The following is a 16,860-nucleotide window of genomic DNA, read 5'->3' as shown; positions in this document are numbered from 1 at the left end:
AAGCCAATCGGTAAGGAGGCAGACATGAGCGTAATGGATCGACTTGCGTACAATGTAATGCTTTCCGATTCTAGGTTTGAAGCGGAAAGAAATTACTGGCTTAACCAATTGGAAGGAGAATTGCAGTTCGGGAAATTCCCCAACGACTCTTATGAAGAGGTTGGGACTGTACAAATGAAGTCCGAGCGATATCATTTCGACTCACATCTTTCCAAGCGGATCAATGAATTATGTGGTGGTTCACAAGCAGGCTTGTACATGATATTGACGGCGGGTGTTGTTTACTTGCTGTACAAGCATACGGGCAATGACGAACTGACTATTGGTATGCCGGTATTTCGCCAAGCGCAAGCAGCAGACAATGAAGGTCATTTGCTTGCACTGCGGGCGATCATGGAGCAAGACGACAGCTTAAAAAGTTTGTTGGGCCGAATGAAGGAACTAGTTATGGAGGCGGATAGGTACCAGAGCTTGCCGTTTGCGGCGATTGCTGTATACAAGCAGCAGCCTTGGGGTGCGGAGCAGTATTTCCATACCGTTACTTCCCTGCATTCCATTCATCAGGAACTACCGGAGGGTGAAAAAACGGATTTGCATGTTCGCTTCCATGCATCTAGTGTGGAAGATTTGCTAATGGAAGTCTCATTTAATAGTACGATGTACGATAAAGAGACTATAGATCGAATCGCAGTGCAACTGCAGCTATTACTTGAGGGGGGGATTGCCGCTCCTGACCAGTCACTTGCTGCTGTTGAACTCGTCACGGTGGAAGATAAAATGCGACAGCATCAGCAGTGGCGTGAAAGCAATGTCGGGTACCCTACATCGGCAACGATTCACGGCTTGTTTAAAAAACAGGCGGTACAGTACCCAGAGCGAACTGCCGTTCAATTTGGAGATAGAGAGATGACCTACCGTGAGTTGGATATTCAATCGGATCAATTAGCGGTTAAACTGCGGAGTCTTGGTATTTCCCGTAATCGACTAGTCGCTGTCGTTCTGGACAGATCCATGAATATGGTGATTACGGCACTGGCGATCCTAAAAGCTGGCGGTGCGTATGTTCCGATAGATCCTGACTATCCGGTCGATCGGATTGCCTACACGTTGGAGGATAGCGGTGCAGAAGTACTCGTCACACAGCGCCACTTGAAGGAACAGTTTCGTTTCGCAGGAGAACGATTAACGATAATCGAAATAGATGCGCCAGAACACATCCAAGAACTTCGAAATACGGCACAACATGAATGGGATGAAACCAGCAAACCGGAAGACTTGGCTTATGTCATCTATACCTCAGGTACAACGGGCAAGCCCAAAGGGGTTATGATCGAACATCGAAATGTTGTACGGCTTCTGTTTAACGACCGTTTTCCATTTGCTTTTAATGAACATGACGTGTGGACCATGTTTCATTCCTTCTGTTTTGATTTCTCCGTCTGGGAAATGTACGGAGCACTGTTGTACGGTGGGAAGCTAGTAGTAGTAAGCAGAGAAGATGCTCAGGATCCTACGGCATTTCTACAACTGCTCGAACGTCAAAAAGTGACCGTTCTTAATCAAACTCCTTCAGCTTTTTATCGGCTCGTGGATCAGATTAATAATGCTGCGCATAAGAAAGCTCCGCCCCTTCAAGTTAGATACGTTATTTTTGGCGGCGAGGCGCTTAATCCGAAGCTCCTTCAGCCGTGGAAAGAAAGTTATTCGTGTACTCGTCTTGTAAATATGTATGGTATAACAGAAACAACGGTACATGTAACGTTTAAGGAGCTCGCAGATGTAGATGTAGGAACGTCTCGCAGCAATATAGGTAAACCCATTCCGACACTTACGGCCTACATTATGGACGAGTATCTTAACTTGCTTCCTGTAGGGATGGCTGGTGAATTATGTGTAGGCGGGCTTGGCGTTGCCAGAGGATATTTGAATCAACCAGAGTTGACTGCCGAGCGATTCGTGAACAATCCGCTTCGACTTGGTGAAAGACTATATCGTTCAGGTGATTTAGCAAGAATGCTTCCTAATGGTGATATTGAATATTTGGGCAGGCTGGATCATCAGGTGAAAATTCGCGGCTATCGAATTGAGCTAGGTGAAATTGAAAACCGACTGCTGCAGCATCCTTCTGTAAATAAGGTAGTTGTGCTGACCCGAAATGACCGGGGGCAGCCTGACATTTGCGCGTACTATACGGCTGATGAGCGAATGTCAGCGCCTGAACTAAGAGATTATTTAGCGGGACTGCTGCCGTCGTATATGATCCCAGCCCATATGATTCAAATTGGCGAAATTCCGATGACCGTAAACGGAAAAGTGGATCGGAAGGCGTTGCCAGAGCCACTTGGCATTGAGTCGACGGACGAGCAGGTTGACCCGCGTAATGATTTAGAAGCAAGGCTTGCAGTACTTTGGGCTGAGGTAGCTGGAACTAAGAAGGCGGGAGTTACAAGCAGCTTCTTCCATTTAGGAGGAGACTCCATTTCAGCCATTTCGCTGATTAACAGGGTTAATCGTGACTTTCAGGTTCAACTGCAAATGAAAGACTTATATTTGCATCAATCGGTGGCTGAATTTGCTTTCATTCTGCAAGAGCAGTTGGATAGCAATACGGCATTGGCATCCCTAATGGAGAACAAGGAAAATGTTGATTCAACCGCTGCATTTGGGGGTGCTCCATCAGTAAAATGGGCTGAACAGGAACTAAATAAGCTTAAGCAACGAATTTTCGACGACCCGACGCTGCGCGCATTTTTGCCTGAAAATGTTGAGGATTTATATCCTATGAGTGATATTGAGCGTGGAATGGTTTATTACGCGATGATGCATAGTGGAGAAGGGATGTATCATGACCAATTCATCTATCATTTCTCGGATGACCGTTTTGAATTCGAAACATTTTTAAAGGCTCTTCGGTTGTTGGTGGACAAACATAGTATTTTCCGAGCGAGCTTCAACCTGCGTAATTTTGATACGCCTATGCAAATCATTCGCCGAGAGGTTCAGCCTGACGTAGAATGGGCAGATGTGAGTGAATTGCAGCGCGCTGAGCAGGAAGAGCGAATTCGTCAAGTTCTAGATCATGATCTTATGAAACCATTTGTAGTGAGCGAAGCCCCGCTATGGAGAATTAAGTTATTTAAAACGGCTGCCGATCAGTTTTGCATGTGCTGGATTTTCCATCACGCTATTTTGGATGGATGGAGTAATGCTTCATTTATAACGGAGCTTTCCAACACGTATTTTAGACTTAAAGTGGACCCTGCCTATAAGCCGGAGCCACTCCGCAGTGATTATCGTGCTTATGTGGCAGAGCAGTGGGCACTCAAACAGGACTCTTCTATCCAAGGTTTTTGGAAGGAGGAATTGGCTGACTACAAACGTCTTCATTTGCCGAGTCTCCCAGAAGAGGGTTTGAACGATATACTTGGTGCAGAATGGATCGATTTAAAAGTGGAAGAGGAGTCACAGGAACAACAAGGAACCTATACGCTGGCACTTGATGTCGATCTTCTTCACCGTCTTGCGACTGTTGGGAAGCAGGAGGGAATTAGTCTAAGAACCTACTGCTTTGCTGCCTACGCATATATGCTTAACATGCTGACTTATGAAAACGACTTTATCGTAGGTCTCATTGAAAATAATCGCCCAGTATGCGACGATGCCGAACGCTTGCTTGGCTGCTTCTTAAATACAGTTCCAGTTCGTATGCGTATGGAGCACGGAATGACATGGGGCGATTATGCTCGTGGAATAGAACAAAAGCTGGTCAACATGAGGCATTATGGAAGACTACCGTTGTATGAAATTTTGAAGTCGATTGGCGATACATCCCAAGATGAAAATCCACTGTTTGATACCGTCTTTAACTTTGTTGATTTCCATGTGTATGAAGAGATGGATCATTTCAGTCGAGTAAACGATACATTGGCGGTACAGGGACAGGAAAAAACGAACACTTTATTTGATTTTTCTATACTGAACACTTTCCAACAATTTGCTGCCCATATCATTTACGACACTTCACGCATACTGCAAGGACAGCTGAAGTTAATGGTCGGCTACTTTATTGAGACGCTACGCGCGATGGCGGAGCAGCCGGACAAACAAGCTCGTAAGGAGGATATATTATTACCTGCTGAACGTAGGAGGCTCTTGCAAAGCTTTAACGCGACGCAACTGCCATATCCGTCACATGCTTCATTTCCTGTTTTGTTCAGGGAGCAAGTGGAGGCAGGACCTGAGCGCATCGCAGTACGGAGCGGTGATGGAGAGTGGTCTTATCGACAGCTTTACATGCAAGCAGCTCGGACAGCCGCCGATTTGAATGCAAGAGGCATTGGCCGGGGACAGATTATTGGACTAATGTGCTCACATTGTGCAGAAACCGTGATCGGTGCATTATCGGTTATGATGGCAGGGGCAGCCTTCGTTCCAATCGATCCAGAATATCCGCGGGATCGTGTTGAACATATGCTTCGCGACAGCGGGGCTAAACTAGTGCTTGCTCGACGAAAAGAAGAGATTGTTTCACTACATGGTGATGTAGAAGTAATTCTATTAAATGCTACAGCCCTGCAAACAGACACTGATCTTTGGGACGAGTCTCCTATCCATTTTCCGCTTGTGACTGACTTGGCCTATATTATTTACACGTCTGGTTCGACAGGCAAGCCAAAAGGGGTAATGGCAGAGCATCGAGGTTTAGCGAATTTGAAGTCTTACTTTGAGCAGAAGCTGAACATCACGCGAGAAGATCGTATTATCCAGTTCGCAAGCAGCTCGTTTGATGCTTCTATCTGGGAAATATCGATGGCCCTATTGACAGGAGCATGTCTTGTTATTCCTACGAAAGATATCATCATGAATCCCTCACAATTTATTGCTTATTTGAATGAAGAACGAGTAACAGTAGCAACACTTCCCCCAACTTATCTACAGCAGCTTGAGCCGAATTCTATCAAGAGTTTACACATACTCATTTCCGCGGGATCAGCCATTTCACCAAAGCTAGTGAAGAAGTGGAGCTCGCAAGTTAACTATTACAATGGCTATGGTCCAACGGAGACAACCGTGTGTACAAGCGTATGGCCGTTTGAGCCATCAACCTTTGACCTTGAAACGGTACCAATTGGCAGACCAATTGCAAATACGGAAGTTTATATTTTGGATGAACTTGGCCAACTTCAGCCGATGGGCATTCCTGGTGAATTGTGTGTGGCGGGTGAGTCACTAGCCCGAGGGTATTTGAATCGTCAGCAACTGACGGATGAGAAATTTATACAACCTGAGATTCATGGTTCACGCAGAATGTACCGTACAGGTGATCTGGCATGTTGGCTGCCAGACGGCAACTTAGTTTATATTGGCCGAATCGACCATCAAATCAAAGTTCGTGGCTATCGCGTCGAGCTTGGAGAGATAGAAGCTTGTCTGACAGCATTGCCTCAGCTTAGGGAAGCAGTAGTCGTTGATCGGGAAGACGAGCAGGACAATTTGTACTTGTGTGCCTATTATGTCGCTGTGGAAGAAGTGATAGTAAGCGCGATTAGGCAGCATCTAGCAGAAACACTCCCGAATTATATGATTCCAAGTTATTTTATACAGCTTGATAAAATGCCGTTGACACCTAACGACAAGGTAGATCGCAAGGCGCTTCCTGCGCCAGAACAAATGGTTCAGGCTGCGGCAAGCAGCAGCTTGACAAAAGCCCAATCCGTAATGGAACAGGTGCTCGCAGCTGTTTGGCAAGAGGTGCTTGGATGTGTCGACGTCGGGACAGATGCTCATTTCTTTGAACTTGGTGGAGATTCAATAAAGGCGATACAACTTACAGCCCGACTTCAGGTTCAGGGTTTGGAGTTGAACGTTCGTGATTTGTTCCAAAATCCGACCATTCGAGAAGCGGCAACTTATATTCGAACAATCGAAAGGCAAGTTGATCAATCACCAGTTCAAGGTGAATATGCGCTCACTCCTGTCCAGAAATGGTTGTTTGAGGAGCATCAAGAAGAGCTGCACCATTTTAATCAATCCATCATGCTATATAAGCCGAATGGATTCAATGAAACGGCACTTGGGCAAGTACTGTCCCATATAGCGCAGCATCATGATATGTTACGGGCGGTGTTCCGCAAAAAAGAGGGAGAAGTCTATGGTTGGCTTCGTGATGTGGATGAGCCGAATGTGTATCAATTTGATGTTCATGATCTCATGGCATTGGATGACCCAGGTCACTATATCGAGGAACAGTCCTCTAAGTTACAGCGGAGCATGAACCCAGAAGAAGGTCCTCTTTTCAAAGCAGCGCTTTATCGGACTGGGAAAGGCGATCATTTGCTCATTATCGTTCATCATTTAGTAGTGGATGGAGTGTCTTGGCGTATTTTGCTTGAGGATATGGTAGACGCCTATGATCAGGTTTTAGGAGAAGGAGAAATCCAGCTTCCTGCCAAAACGGAATCCTTTCAAGTTTGGTCACAAAAACTGCAAGCTTATGCTGTTTCTAAGGAGCTTCTTAGGGAAATAGATTACTGGCTTGGACTTGAGGCAGAAAATAGTAAGCCTTTGCCGGGTCGGAAGCCGTGTCCATCAAATGGTGTCGCTGATAGTGATGAAGTTGTAGTGACGCTGGATGAGGAGCAGACGACACAACTGTTACATCAGGTTCATCATGCCTACAACACGGAGATGAACGATATTATGCTGACCGCGTTCGGCCTCGCTTTACAGGAATGGACGGGAGAAGACAAATGGTTGCTGCAGCTAGAAGGACACGGCAGGGAACCGCTTCATCACCCTATAGCGCTTGGCAGAACAGTAGGTTGGTTCACATCGGCATTTCCCGTTTTGTTGGATATGGAAGCGGGAACAGGTGCAATGAATGAGCAACAACTGCTCTCCTATCGAATTAAAAAGGTGAAAGAAAGACTGCGGCAAATCCCAAGTAAAGGGATGGGGTACGGCATTCTGAAATATATCACTCCGCGTGAGTTGACAGCGCCTCTTCAATGGCGGATAAATCCTGAGATTAACTTCAATTACTTGGGGCAATTTGACACTGCTCGTGAGGAAGCTGGTATTTTGGCCTCTCCATATGCGATGGGAGAGATGGTTAGTCCTCGTTTTGGACGTCCGGCTGTATTGGATATGACAGTCATGATTACAGGAGGTCGGCTTGCTGCAGCAATCAATTACAATCGTTACGAATATGATGCGGAACAGATTCAACAGTTGATTACATCATTCCATGGACATCTGTTGACCATCGTTGAGCACTGTGCTAGCCGACAAGGCACAGAGCTGACTCCGAGCGATCTTGGCAATTCGAAGTTGTCATTGGAAGAAGTAGAAGATATCGAGGATTTCTTTAACAATTTATAGGCAGAGGTGGTAGCGGATATGTCCACAAAGCTGGAGATTCAAAATATTTACCCGTGTACACCGCTTCAAGAGGGTATGCTGTTTCATTCGCTGCTCGATCAACAATCACAGGCTTATTTTGAACAGACGACATTTCATTTGTCTGGAAGCTTGAATATCAAATGGTTAGAGAGAAGTTTTAATGAGCTTATCGAGCGGCATGACATTTTACGGACTAACTTTATTCACGAGAAGACAAAAACGCCCCAACAGGTCGTTCTGAAGAAAAGACAGTTACAGGTGCAAACGAAGGATTTATCCGGCTTTGGTGAAGAAATGAAGCAATGGAAGTTGGAGGAGTTCAAGCGTAAGGATAAGGAGTACGGCTTCGATCTTTCCCGTGAACTTCTAGTCCGCATTTCGGTTCTGAAATTGGATGAATTACGAAGTGTACTTATATGGAGCCATCACCATGTTCTGATGGACGGTTGGTGCATTGGCATCATTATGAAGGAGCTTATGCAACTGTATCAAGCTTGTGGAGATAATCGGTTGGCAGAGCTGGAAAAACCGGTTCCGTATAGAAGGTTCGTGGAATGGCTGGACAAGCAAGATCGGGAACAATCAAAGCATTTTTGGCGTGATTACTTGGCCGGTTATGAGCAGCTCGCTGCTCTTCCACGCAAGACGGAGGCATTGAGCACGAACAACGGTGCTGCCCAGCAAGAAGAGGTATCGTTTCGATTAACGGTGGAGCAGACAAGCGGGCTGCAGCAGTTAGCTTCTTCGCAACGTGTCACGCTAAATACGGTTATTCAAGCACTGTGGGGTGCTCTGCTTCAGTACTACAATCGTTCGGATGATGTCGTGTTCGGTTCCGTCGTTTCCGGCAGACCGTCAGACATCCTCGGCATTGAGCATATGGTAGGTCTGTTTATCAATACGGTTCCTGTACGTGTTCAGGGCAGAGCAAAGTCTTTTGCAGCACTATTGCACGAAGTACAGGCAGCTTCGGCGGCTTCGGAGAGTCACCATTATTATCCGTTGTATGACATACAAGCAGAGAGTTTGCTGAAGCACCGTCTAATCAACCACATTGTTGCCTTTGAGAACTATCCAATTTCTGAGCAGATTGAAGAGTCAAATCAGGGGACGGATACAGGTTTTATTATTGATGATATCGAGGTCTTTGAGCAGACGAGCTATGATCTGACGGTGGCGATTGGTCCAGGAACATCCCTATTTGTAAAGATGAGTTTTAACCCACAGGTATATGAGCGGGTCTTCATTGAGCGAATCGGGGGACATTTCCAGCAGGCTGCAGAAGCCGTCATCACTGAGCCAGATGTGTTGGTTGCTGATATTCCTATTATTACGTTGGCTGAAAAAGAGGAGATCTTACTTCACTTCAATGCGACTAGCAAAGATTATCCTCGCAATCAAAGCATTCCGGAGCTATTTGCCGCACAAGTGGACATTCATCCACAGGCCAATGCGATACTTTGGCATAATGGCCAGCTGACCTATAGGGAGTTGGATGAGGCTAGCAATAAAGTCGCAGCCGCATTATGGAAACGAGGAGTAAAAAAAGGGAATACGATCGGGCTGTTAGCTGATCGGTCTGCAGTAGCGGTCATTGGCATGTTGGGTATTTTGAAGGGGGGTTGTGCTTATGTACCCATTGATCCGAATTATCCGTCAACACGGATCGAATACATGATTCATGACAGCAATATTAGCTACATGATTTTGGCAGCTGATCGTGAAGATCTATCTTTTGCTGGCGAATCCCTGTCTGTTAAGACAATCATAGCAGATGAATTAGAGTACGTCCCGAATGAATCTTTTTCAAACTTGGCAGAAGCGCAGCACCTTGCTTATACGATGTATACGTCAGGTACAACGGGCGTGCCTAAGGGTGTCATGATTTCGCATCGCAACATCGTCCGTTTAGTGAGGAACATCGATTATGCCACATTGCAGGCAGGTGATCGACTGCTGCAAACGGGAGCTGCTGTATTCGATGCCAGTACTTTCGAAGTATGGGGGACGCTCTTAAATGGTATGACGCTTTGCTTGACGGATGAGGAAACGTTATTGGACGCTGGTAGGCTAGAAGACGCTATCCGAGATTATGAAATAACGACGATGTGGCTAACCTCGCCCCTGTTTAACCAACTGTCTCAGGAAAGACCGGGTATGTTTCGTAGTATGAAGCAACTGCTAGTCGGAGGGGATGCGTTATCTCCTGTTCACATTAATCGTGTAAGACGGGAATGCCCGCAGTTGGCCATTATTAATGGATACGGCCCAACAGAAAATACAACGTTCTCGGTTTGTGGTCTTGTGGACAAGGAGTATGCGCGCAACATCCCAATCGGCAGACCAATAACAAACTCAAGCGCCTATATTATGGATCGTTTAGGAAGACTTGTACCGATCGGCGTACCAGGGGAGCTTTGTGTTGGAGGAGATGGTGTAGGTAAAGGTTATTTGAACCGTGAGCAGCTTACAGCGGAGCATTTTACGCCTGATCCATTTTGCTCGGACAAGATGATGTATAGAACTGGGGATTTAGCTCGTTGGCTGACAGACGGGAGGATTGAATATTTAGGACGAATCGATCAACAAGTTAAAATCCGTGGGTTCCGAATCGAGCCTGGTGAAATTGAGACCCGCATGTTGAAACATTCAACCGTAAAAGAAGCTGTTGTTATGGTTAGGACGAAAGCGGTGTCCTCAGAACCATCGGCAAACGATAAGTATTTATGTGCATATTATGCCGGTTGGGAAGAAGTAACAGCGGCAAAATGGCGAGAATGGCTTGCTGAAAGTCTGCCAGATTATATGATTCCCAGTGCCTTCGTCAAACTGGAACAACTACCGTTAACACCAAACGGCAAAGTAGATAAGACGGCTTTGCCGGAGCCTCCGGAAGGAAGTGGTTCACATCTCTCTTATGAGGAGCCGACAAGTAAAACGGAATTAGAACTTGCAGCCATTTGGCAAGAGGTGTTGGGTGTTGCCCGTATTGGTCGTGGGGACAGCTTCTTTGACCTTGGCGGACATTCGTTGAAGGCTACCCAGCTAATCCAGCTCATTCATAAACGGATGCAGGTTCGACTCCCGTTGCGACTCGTGTTCCAGACGCCAACCCTTTCCCAGATGGCTGGGTTGTTGGAAAAAGGAAATATCGAACAGCTGCGGACGATCCCATTGGCGGAAAAAAGAGAGTGCTATCCGGTATCATCTGCCCAAAAACGGATGCTCATGCTTCAGAAATTTGAATCCGCGCAGGCAGCTTACAATGTGCCGAATGTCTATGAACTAAAAGGGCCACTTCAAGCGAATAAGTTGGAGGAAGCGATTCGAAGATTGATTGTCCATCATGAAGCACTGCGAACTTCTTTTCCACTTTTCAATGGTGTGCCAGTACAGCAAATACACTCGGATGTTCCATTCTCATTATTGGTCCATCATGCCAACGAGCAAGAGGTGGAGGAACGGGTTCAAGCATTCATTCGCCCATTTGACCTAAATGCGGCACCGTTAATGCGTGCAGAACTGCTACTGATCGGGGAGCATCGCCATGTGCTCATGATCGATATGCATCATATTATTACAGATGGCATGTCGCAAAGCTTATTCATGGATCAATTAGTAGCTTGCTATGAAGGGAAAGAGCTTGTTACTGAACGGCTTCACTATAAGGATTATGCCGTATGGGAGCAAGAATGGCTGCAATCAGAGGATATGTTTAAGGCGGAGCAATTTTGGCTGCAGCGTTTTAGCGGTTCAATGCCAGTACTGGAACTTCCGTATGATGAGACACGGCCATTAACATACCGTTTTGAGGGAGATCGTCTAACCTTCCAACTTAGTGAGAGCCTGTCTGCTTACATTCGTAAAAGGAGTGCAGATGCTGGCACAACCTTATTTATGATACTATTGTCGGCCTACCATGTGCTGCTCGCGAAATTATCGGGTCAAGAGGACATTATTGTAGGTTCCCCAATAGCTGGGCGTAGTCATCCAGACTTAGAAACGGTCATAGGCATGTTCGTGAATACTCTTGCATTCCGTCTTTATCCAAATGCGGAGAAATCGTTCAGCTCCTTCCTAGAAGAAGCAAGAGAACATATCATGGAAGCTTTTGAACATCAACAACTGCCATTTGAGTATGTAATCGAGAAGCTGAGCTTGAAGCGTGATGTCAGTAGAAATGCGTTGTTTGACACAATGTTCGTTCTGCAGAACATGAATCGGGGGACAGGTATAGCAGAGAAATTATCTGTAGAGCCCTATGCGTTTGACCATCCCGTTGCTAAATTTGATTTGACGCTAAGCGCCATTGAGAATGACCAAGACGGTACGATCGGATTCAGCCTTGAATACAGCACAAAACTGTTTCACAGAGAGACGGTAGAGAGGTTCGCTGGCTACTATACACGTATATTGGAACAAATTGCGTCTAATCCTGACGTGCAGCTGCAACATATTGAACTCATATCAGCGGAAGAGAAGCACAGCTTGTTATACGGATGGAACCAAACAGCGGCTAATTATCCGCGAGAAAAGACCATTCATGGAATATTCGAGGAACAAGCTGCGGCTTGGGGAGACCGGGTTGCCTTAATACATGAAAGCACGCGGATGACTTATCAGGAGCTCAACGGAAAGGCGAATGCATTGGCGCATCGACTACGGACTAATGGTATAGCACGAGGTTCCATTATTGCTGTTATGATGGAACGTTCGGCAGACATGGTTATGACACTTTTGGCAGTGCTTAAGGCAGGCGGTGCCTATCTGCCAATAGACCCGACATATCCATTAGAGCGTGTGCAGTTCATGTTAGAAGACAGTGGTGCGGCATGGCTGCTGGCAGATGAATGGAGGGTCGTGCCAGCCACTTTTACTGGGCAAGTGTTGACGCTTAATGGCGATTATTTTGCATCAAACCACCATTTAAATGATCGGAATCAGAGCCGTGATCAAGAGGTCGCGACCAATGCAATCGTTTATGCAAATCTTGATTCTATCAATGAACCTACAGATGTGGCCTATATCATTTACACGTCAGGGACTACGGGCAAGCCTAAGGGTGCGATGCTTGAACATGGCAATGTGGTGCGGCTGGTGCACAATGAACGAAATGTGTTCGCTTTTAATGAGCGTGATGTATGGACGATGTTCCATTCGTATTGTTTTGATTTCTCGGTATGGGAAATGTATGGAGCGCTGCTGTACGGAGGGACATTGGTAGTCGTTCCAAAGGAAACTGCAATCAATCCGAAGGCATTTTTGCAGTTGCTTGCCGCGGAGAGCGTTACGGTGCTTAACCAAACACCAACAGCGTTCTATCATTTGCTGCAGGAGGATGCGAGACATAAGCGTCAGCTCGCGTTAAAGTATGTGATTTTTGGCGGAGAAGCCTTGAACCCATTGCAGCTTAAGCCGTTTCATACACGCTATCCAGAGACGAAACTGATTAATATGTACGGTATCACGGAGACGACAGTACATGTCACGTATAAGGAAATTACACAAACAGAAATAGAGGGGAATTCGGCGAATATCGGAACACCACTACCGACACTAACAGCATACGTGTTGGACAATCAGCTGAAGCCAGTTCCAATTGGTGTGACCGGTGAGTTATTTGTTGGCGGAGAAGGTGTGTGCCGTGGGTATTTGAATAGACCAGAACTGACCGCGGAGCGCTTCTTGAACAGTCCGTTCGTTCCAGGAGAGCGGCTGTACAAGTCAGGCGACTTGGCGAAACGTTTGCCCCAGGGGGAATTGGTGTATATGGGACGGATTGACCACCAAGTCAAAATCCGTGGACATCGTATTGAGCTGGCAGAAGTAGAAGCAGCACTACTGCGACACGAAGGGTTACAAGAGGCAGTTGTGGTCGCTCGCAAGGATGAGGATGGACAAGCCTATCTGTGCGCTTACTATACAACAGCGGCGAGAATTGAACGGAGCGCTTCTGTGCTGAGAAACGATTTGAAGTCGGTCGTTCCGGACTATATGGTTCCTTCCTATTTTATTCAATTGGACGCGGTACCATTGACGAGTAATGGAAAGGTGAACCGTAATGCACTTCCTGAGCCGCAGGCATATACCCTGACAGTTGCAGCCTATGTCGATCCACGCAATGAAATAGAAGAAGTATTGGTTGCAATCTGGCAAGATGTGCTGGATACAGAACGCATTGGCATTGAGGATGATTTCTTTGAGCTTGGCGGAGATTCGATCAAGGCGATACAAGTGTCTGCGAGACTGCACGGTTATGGTTACAGCATGGAGATGAAGGATTTATTCCGTTTGCGTACGATTGGCTTGCTGAGTGATTATGTAACACTTAATGTGAAGCAAATTGAACAAGGCATTGTAGAAGGAGAAATTCCGCTTACACCAATCCAGCACTGGTTTTTTTCACAACAGTTCACAGATGCACATCATTATAATCAGTCGGTTATGCTCTACGATCCAGAAGGGTTTGATGAGAAGATTCTACATCGGGTATTCCGGGAATTGGTTCTTCATCATGATGCGCTGCGAATCGTGTATAAGTCAAATGGAAGTAAAAGCATTCAGCTAAATCGTGGTGCTGACGGATCGCTGTGTGAACTATTGATATATGACCTATGCGACAGGATTAATCCATCGGATGAAATCGAGCAACTTGCAGGTCGTGTACAATCCAGCCTTAACATAGAGCAGGGTCCTTTGGTCAAGCTTGGTTGGTTCAAGACTGCCGAAGGCGATCATCTGCTCATCGTGGTTCATCATCTTGTGGTAGATGGGGTTTCTTGGCGGATTCTGCTTGAGGATTTGAAGCTAGGCTTGGAGCAGGCTGGTCGGGGAGATGAGATTATGTTCCAACCGAAAACTCATTCTTTCCGGGATTATGCCCAGCAACTCATGATCTATGCAAGGAGCCGCAAAGCGCTTAAGGAACGTGATTACTGGCTCCAAGTCGAGCAGGCAGAAATTATTCCGCTGACTGGCGGTAATTCCGCAAAGACGAGAGGCAGCAGGAAAATAGCAGAGACGGCATTTTTGGAACTTTCCACTCAGGATACAGATACACTTCTGAAGCGGGTGCATCGTGCTTACAACACAGAAATTAATGATGTGCTGCTTACAGCGCTGGGACTAACTTTCCAGCGATGGAAAAGCATGGACCAAATTAAGATTAACTTGGAAGGACATGGACGTGAGCAAATATTGGACGGTATGGACATAACCCGTACGGTAGGCTGGTTTACGACGATGTATCCGGTCATTATTGATACACATGTTCCAATGCCTTGCAATCAAGATGAGAAACTGTCCTATGCCATCAAGCGGGTAAAGGATAACTTGCGAAGAATTCCGAACAAAGGAATCGGGTATGGCATTCTTGCTTACCTATCTGATGGGCATCTTCTGCCGGCAGGTCGAACAAGGGTGTTGCCCGAAATAAGCTTCAACTACTTAGGTCAATTCGATCAGGACGTCCAAGGACGAGGCCTATCCGTGTCATCTCTGTCTATGGGCCATTCGTTAAGCCCTGAAATGGAGCGCGCGTATGCGCTTGATATCAATGGAATGGTAAGTGGCGGACAATTGACCCTATCGTTTAATTACCACCCTGAACAATTTTCCGAATTAGAGATCAACCAACTGATCACTATGTACAAGGAACAGTTGTTGCTTGTAATCGAACACTGTGTATCAAAGGAAGACTCCGAGCTCACAGCATCAGACTTCACGGGCAAGGATATGTCGCTAGAAGAGCTTGGAGACATTGAGGATATCATTCGTTTACTCTAAATGATTAGGTGGTTGGGATATGGTCAAGAAGCCGGAGATTCAGGACATTTATTCGTTGTCGCCAATGCAAGAAGGTATTTTGTTTCATGCCATGCTGGATAGCAAATCAACGGCCTATTTTGAACAGATCGAATTTGACATAGCTGGCGAAGTTGATGTGGAACTTGTGGAAGAAAGTATGAATGCTGTCATAGCCCGTCATGATGTATTTCGCACTGTATTTGTGACAGACAAGGTGAAACAGCCTCGGCAAGTGGTATTGAAAGAACGGCCTATTACCGTTCACTATGAGGACTGGGTTGCATTAAGCCAAGACGAGCAGCAGGAGAAATTATGCCAATTTAGAGCGGCAGATATGGCAAAAGGGTTTGATCTGGTTAAGGATCCATTGATGCGTTTAACCGTGTTCAAGCTTGCAGCAACGTCGTATCGCTGGATATGGAGCCATCATCATATTGTGATGGACGGCTGGTGTGTCAGCATCGTTATGAAGCAGTTTATGGAGTATTATCAGCTGAAGAAGCAAGGTCTTCTTGTACCACGCTACAAAGCAGTACCTTATAGCAGCTATATTGCTTGGCTCGGGGAACAAGACAAGGAAGAAGCGTTGAGTTACTGGGGGCGTACTCTATTTGGCTATGAACAAGGAACATCGTTGCCGAAGGTGGCGCAGATTGGAACTGCTGGCGGTTACCGCCAGCAGACGGTCAGTTGCAGCCTGTCAGAGGCAACGACAGCATCGCTGCATAGGCTGGCAAATGCCAGCCAAGCAACGATGAGTACGGTTGTTCAATGTATTTGGGGAGTTTTATTGCAAAAGTATAATGGCACGGCGGATGCAGTCTTTGGAGCAGTTGTGTCAGGAAGACCTTCCAGCATTGCTGGGATTGAAAATATGGTCGGTCTGTTTATTAATACGATTCCGGTTCGCATAAAGGCGGAAGGTGATCATTTTGCTGAACTCGTCCGACGTGTTCAGGAGTCAACGCTAGAGGCGGAAGCCTACAGCTTTGTACCACTGTACGATATTCAAAATCAAACAGAGCTGAGACAAAATCTAATTGATCATGTTCTCGTCTTTGAAAACTTCCCCGTTCAACAGGAACTGGAGGGTTCGTCAGAGGAAATAGGATCGGACTTTCAAATTTGCGGCTTCCATGCCTATGAACAGACTAACTACGATTTTGATATAACGGTAGCTCCAGGTGAAGGATTGACCTTTCAATTTAGTTTTAATGCTAATAAATATGACCCGTTGTATATAGAGCAGGTGGCGATGCATGTAGAGCATATTGCGAATCAGGTAGCTGCGAATCCGAATGTGGCAGTGGCGGCAATTGAACTCGTTACGGTTGAAGAAAAGACGCGGCTGATAGAAGCTTATAACGAAACCGATGCTGAGCTTCCAACACAGCCAGTACATGAATGGTTCGAGACCCAGGTTGCAAATGGGCCTGAACGAACGGCTGTCCGATATAACGGAAAAGACATCTGTTATGCGGAATTGAATGCACGCGCGAATCAATTGGCTCGCTATTTGCTGGCGCAAGGGTCAGAGCGGGAAGAACTGATAGCCATCCTAATGGATCGTTCGCCAGAGATGCTGGTTGCGATTGTTGCCATTTGGAAGGCGGGCGGCGCTTATGTGCCGGTTGATCCAGGGTATCCAGCTGA

At 46.3% G+C, this 16,860-nt stretch carries 3 protein-coding genes; all 3 read left to right on the top strand.

Features of this window, described 5'->3' with window-relative positions; translation table 11 throughout:
- Window positions 1–24: 24 nt before the first annotated feature.
- The gene (locus tag H580_RS0114500) at window positions 25–7,380 is read left to right on the top strand and encodes a non-ribosomal peptide synthetase (protein WP_028595415.1); all 7,356 of its coding nucleotides are present in this window, start codon (window positions 25–27) and stop codon (window positions 7,378–7,380) included.
- A gap of 18 nt (window positions 7,381–7,398) precedes the next feature.
- Entirely contained in the window at window positions 7,399–15,186 is a 7,788-nt protein-coding gene (locus H580_RS0114495) for a non-ribosomal peptide synthetase (RefSeq protein ID WP_028595414.1), read from the top strand.
- Between the two features lie 19 nt (window positions 15,187–15,205).
- Window positions 15,206–16,860: condensation domain-containing protein (locus tag H580_RS0114490; protein ID WP_028595413.1), on the top strand; the 1,655-nt coding region annotated here is incomplete at its 3' end.

The sequence above is a fragment of the Paenibacillus assamensis DSM 18201 genome (assembly GCF_000422445.1).
Lineage (GTDB): Bacteria > Bacillota > Bacilli > Paenibacillales > Paenibacillaceae > Paenibacillus_B > Paenibacillus_B assamensis.
Note: the sequence above shows the minus strand (reverse complement) of the source record. Positions and strands in the feature narration are given on the sequence as shown.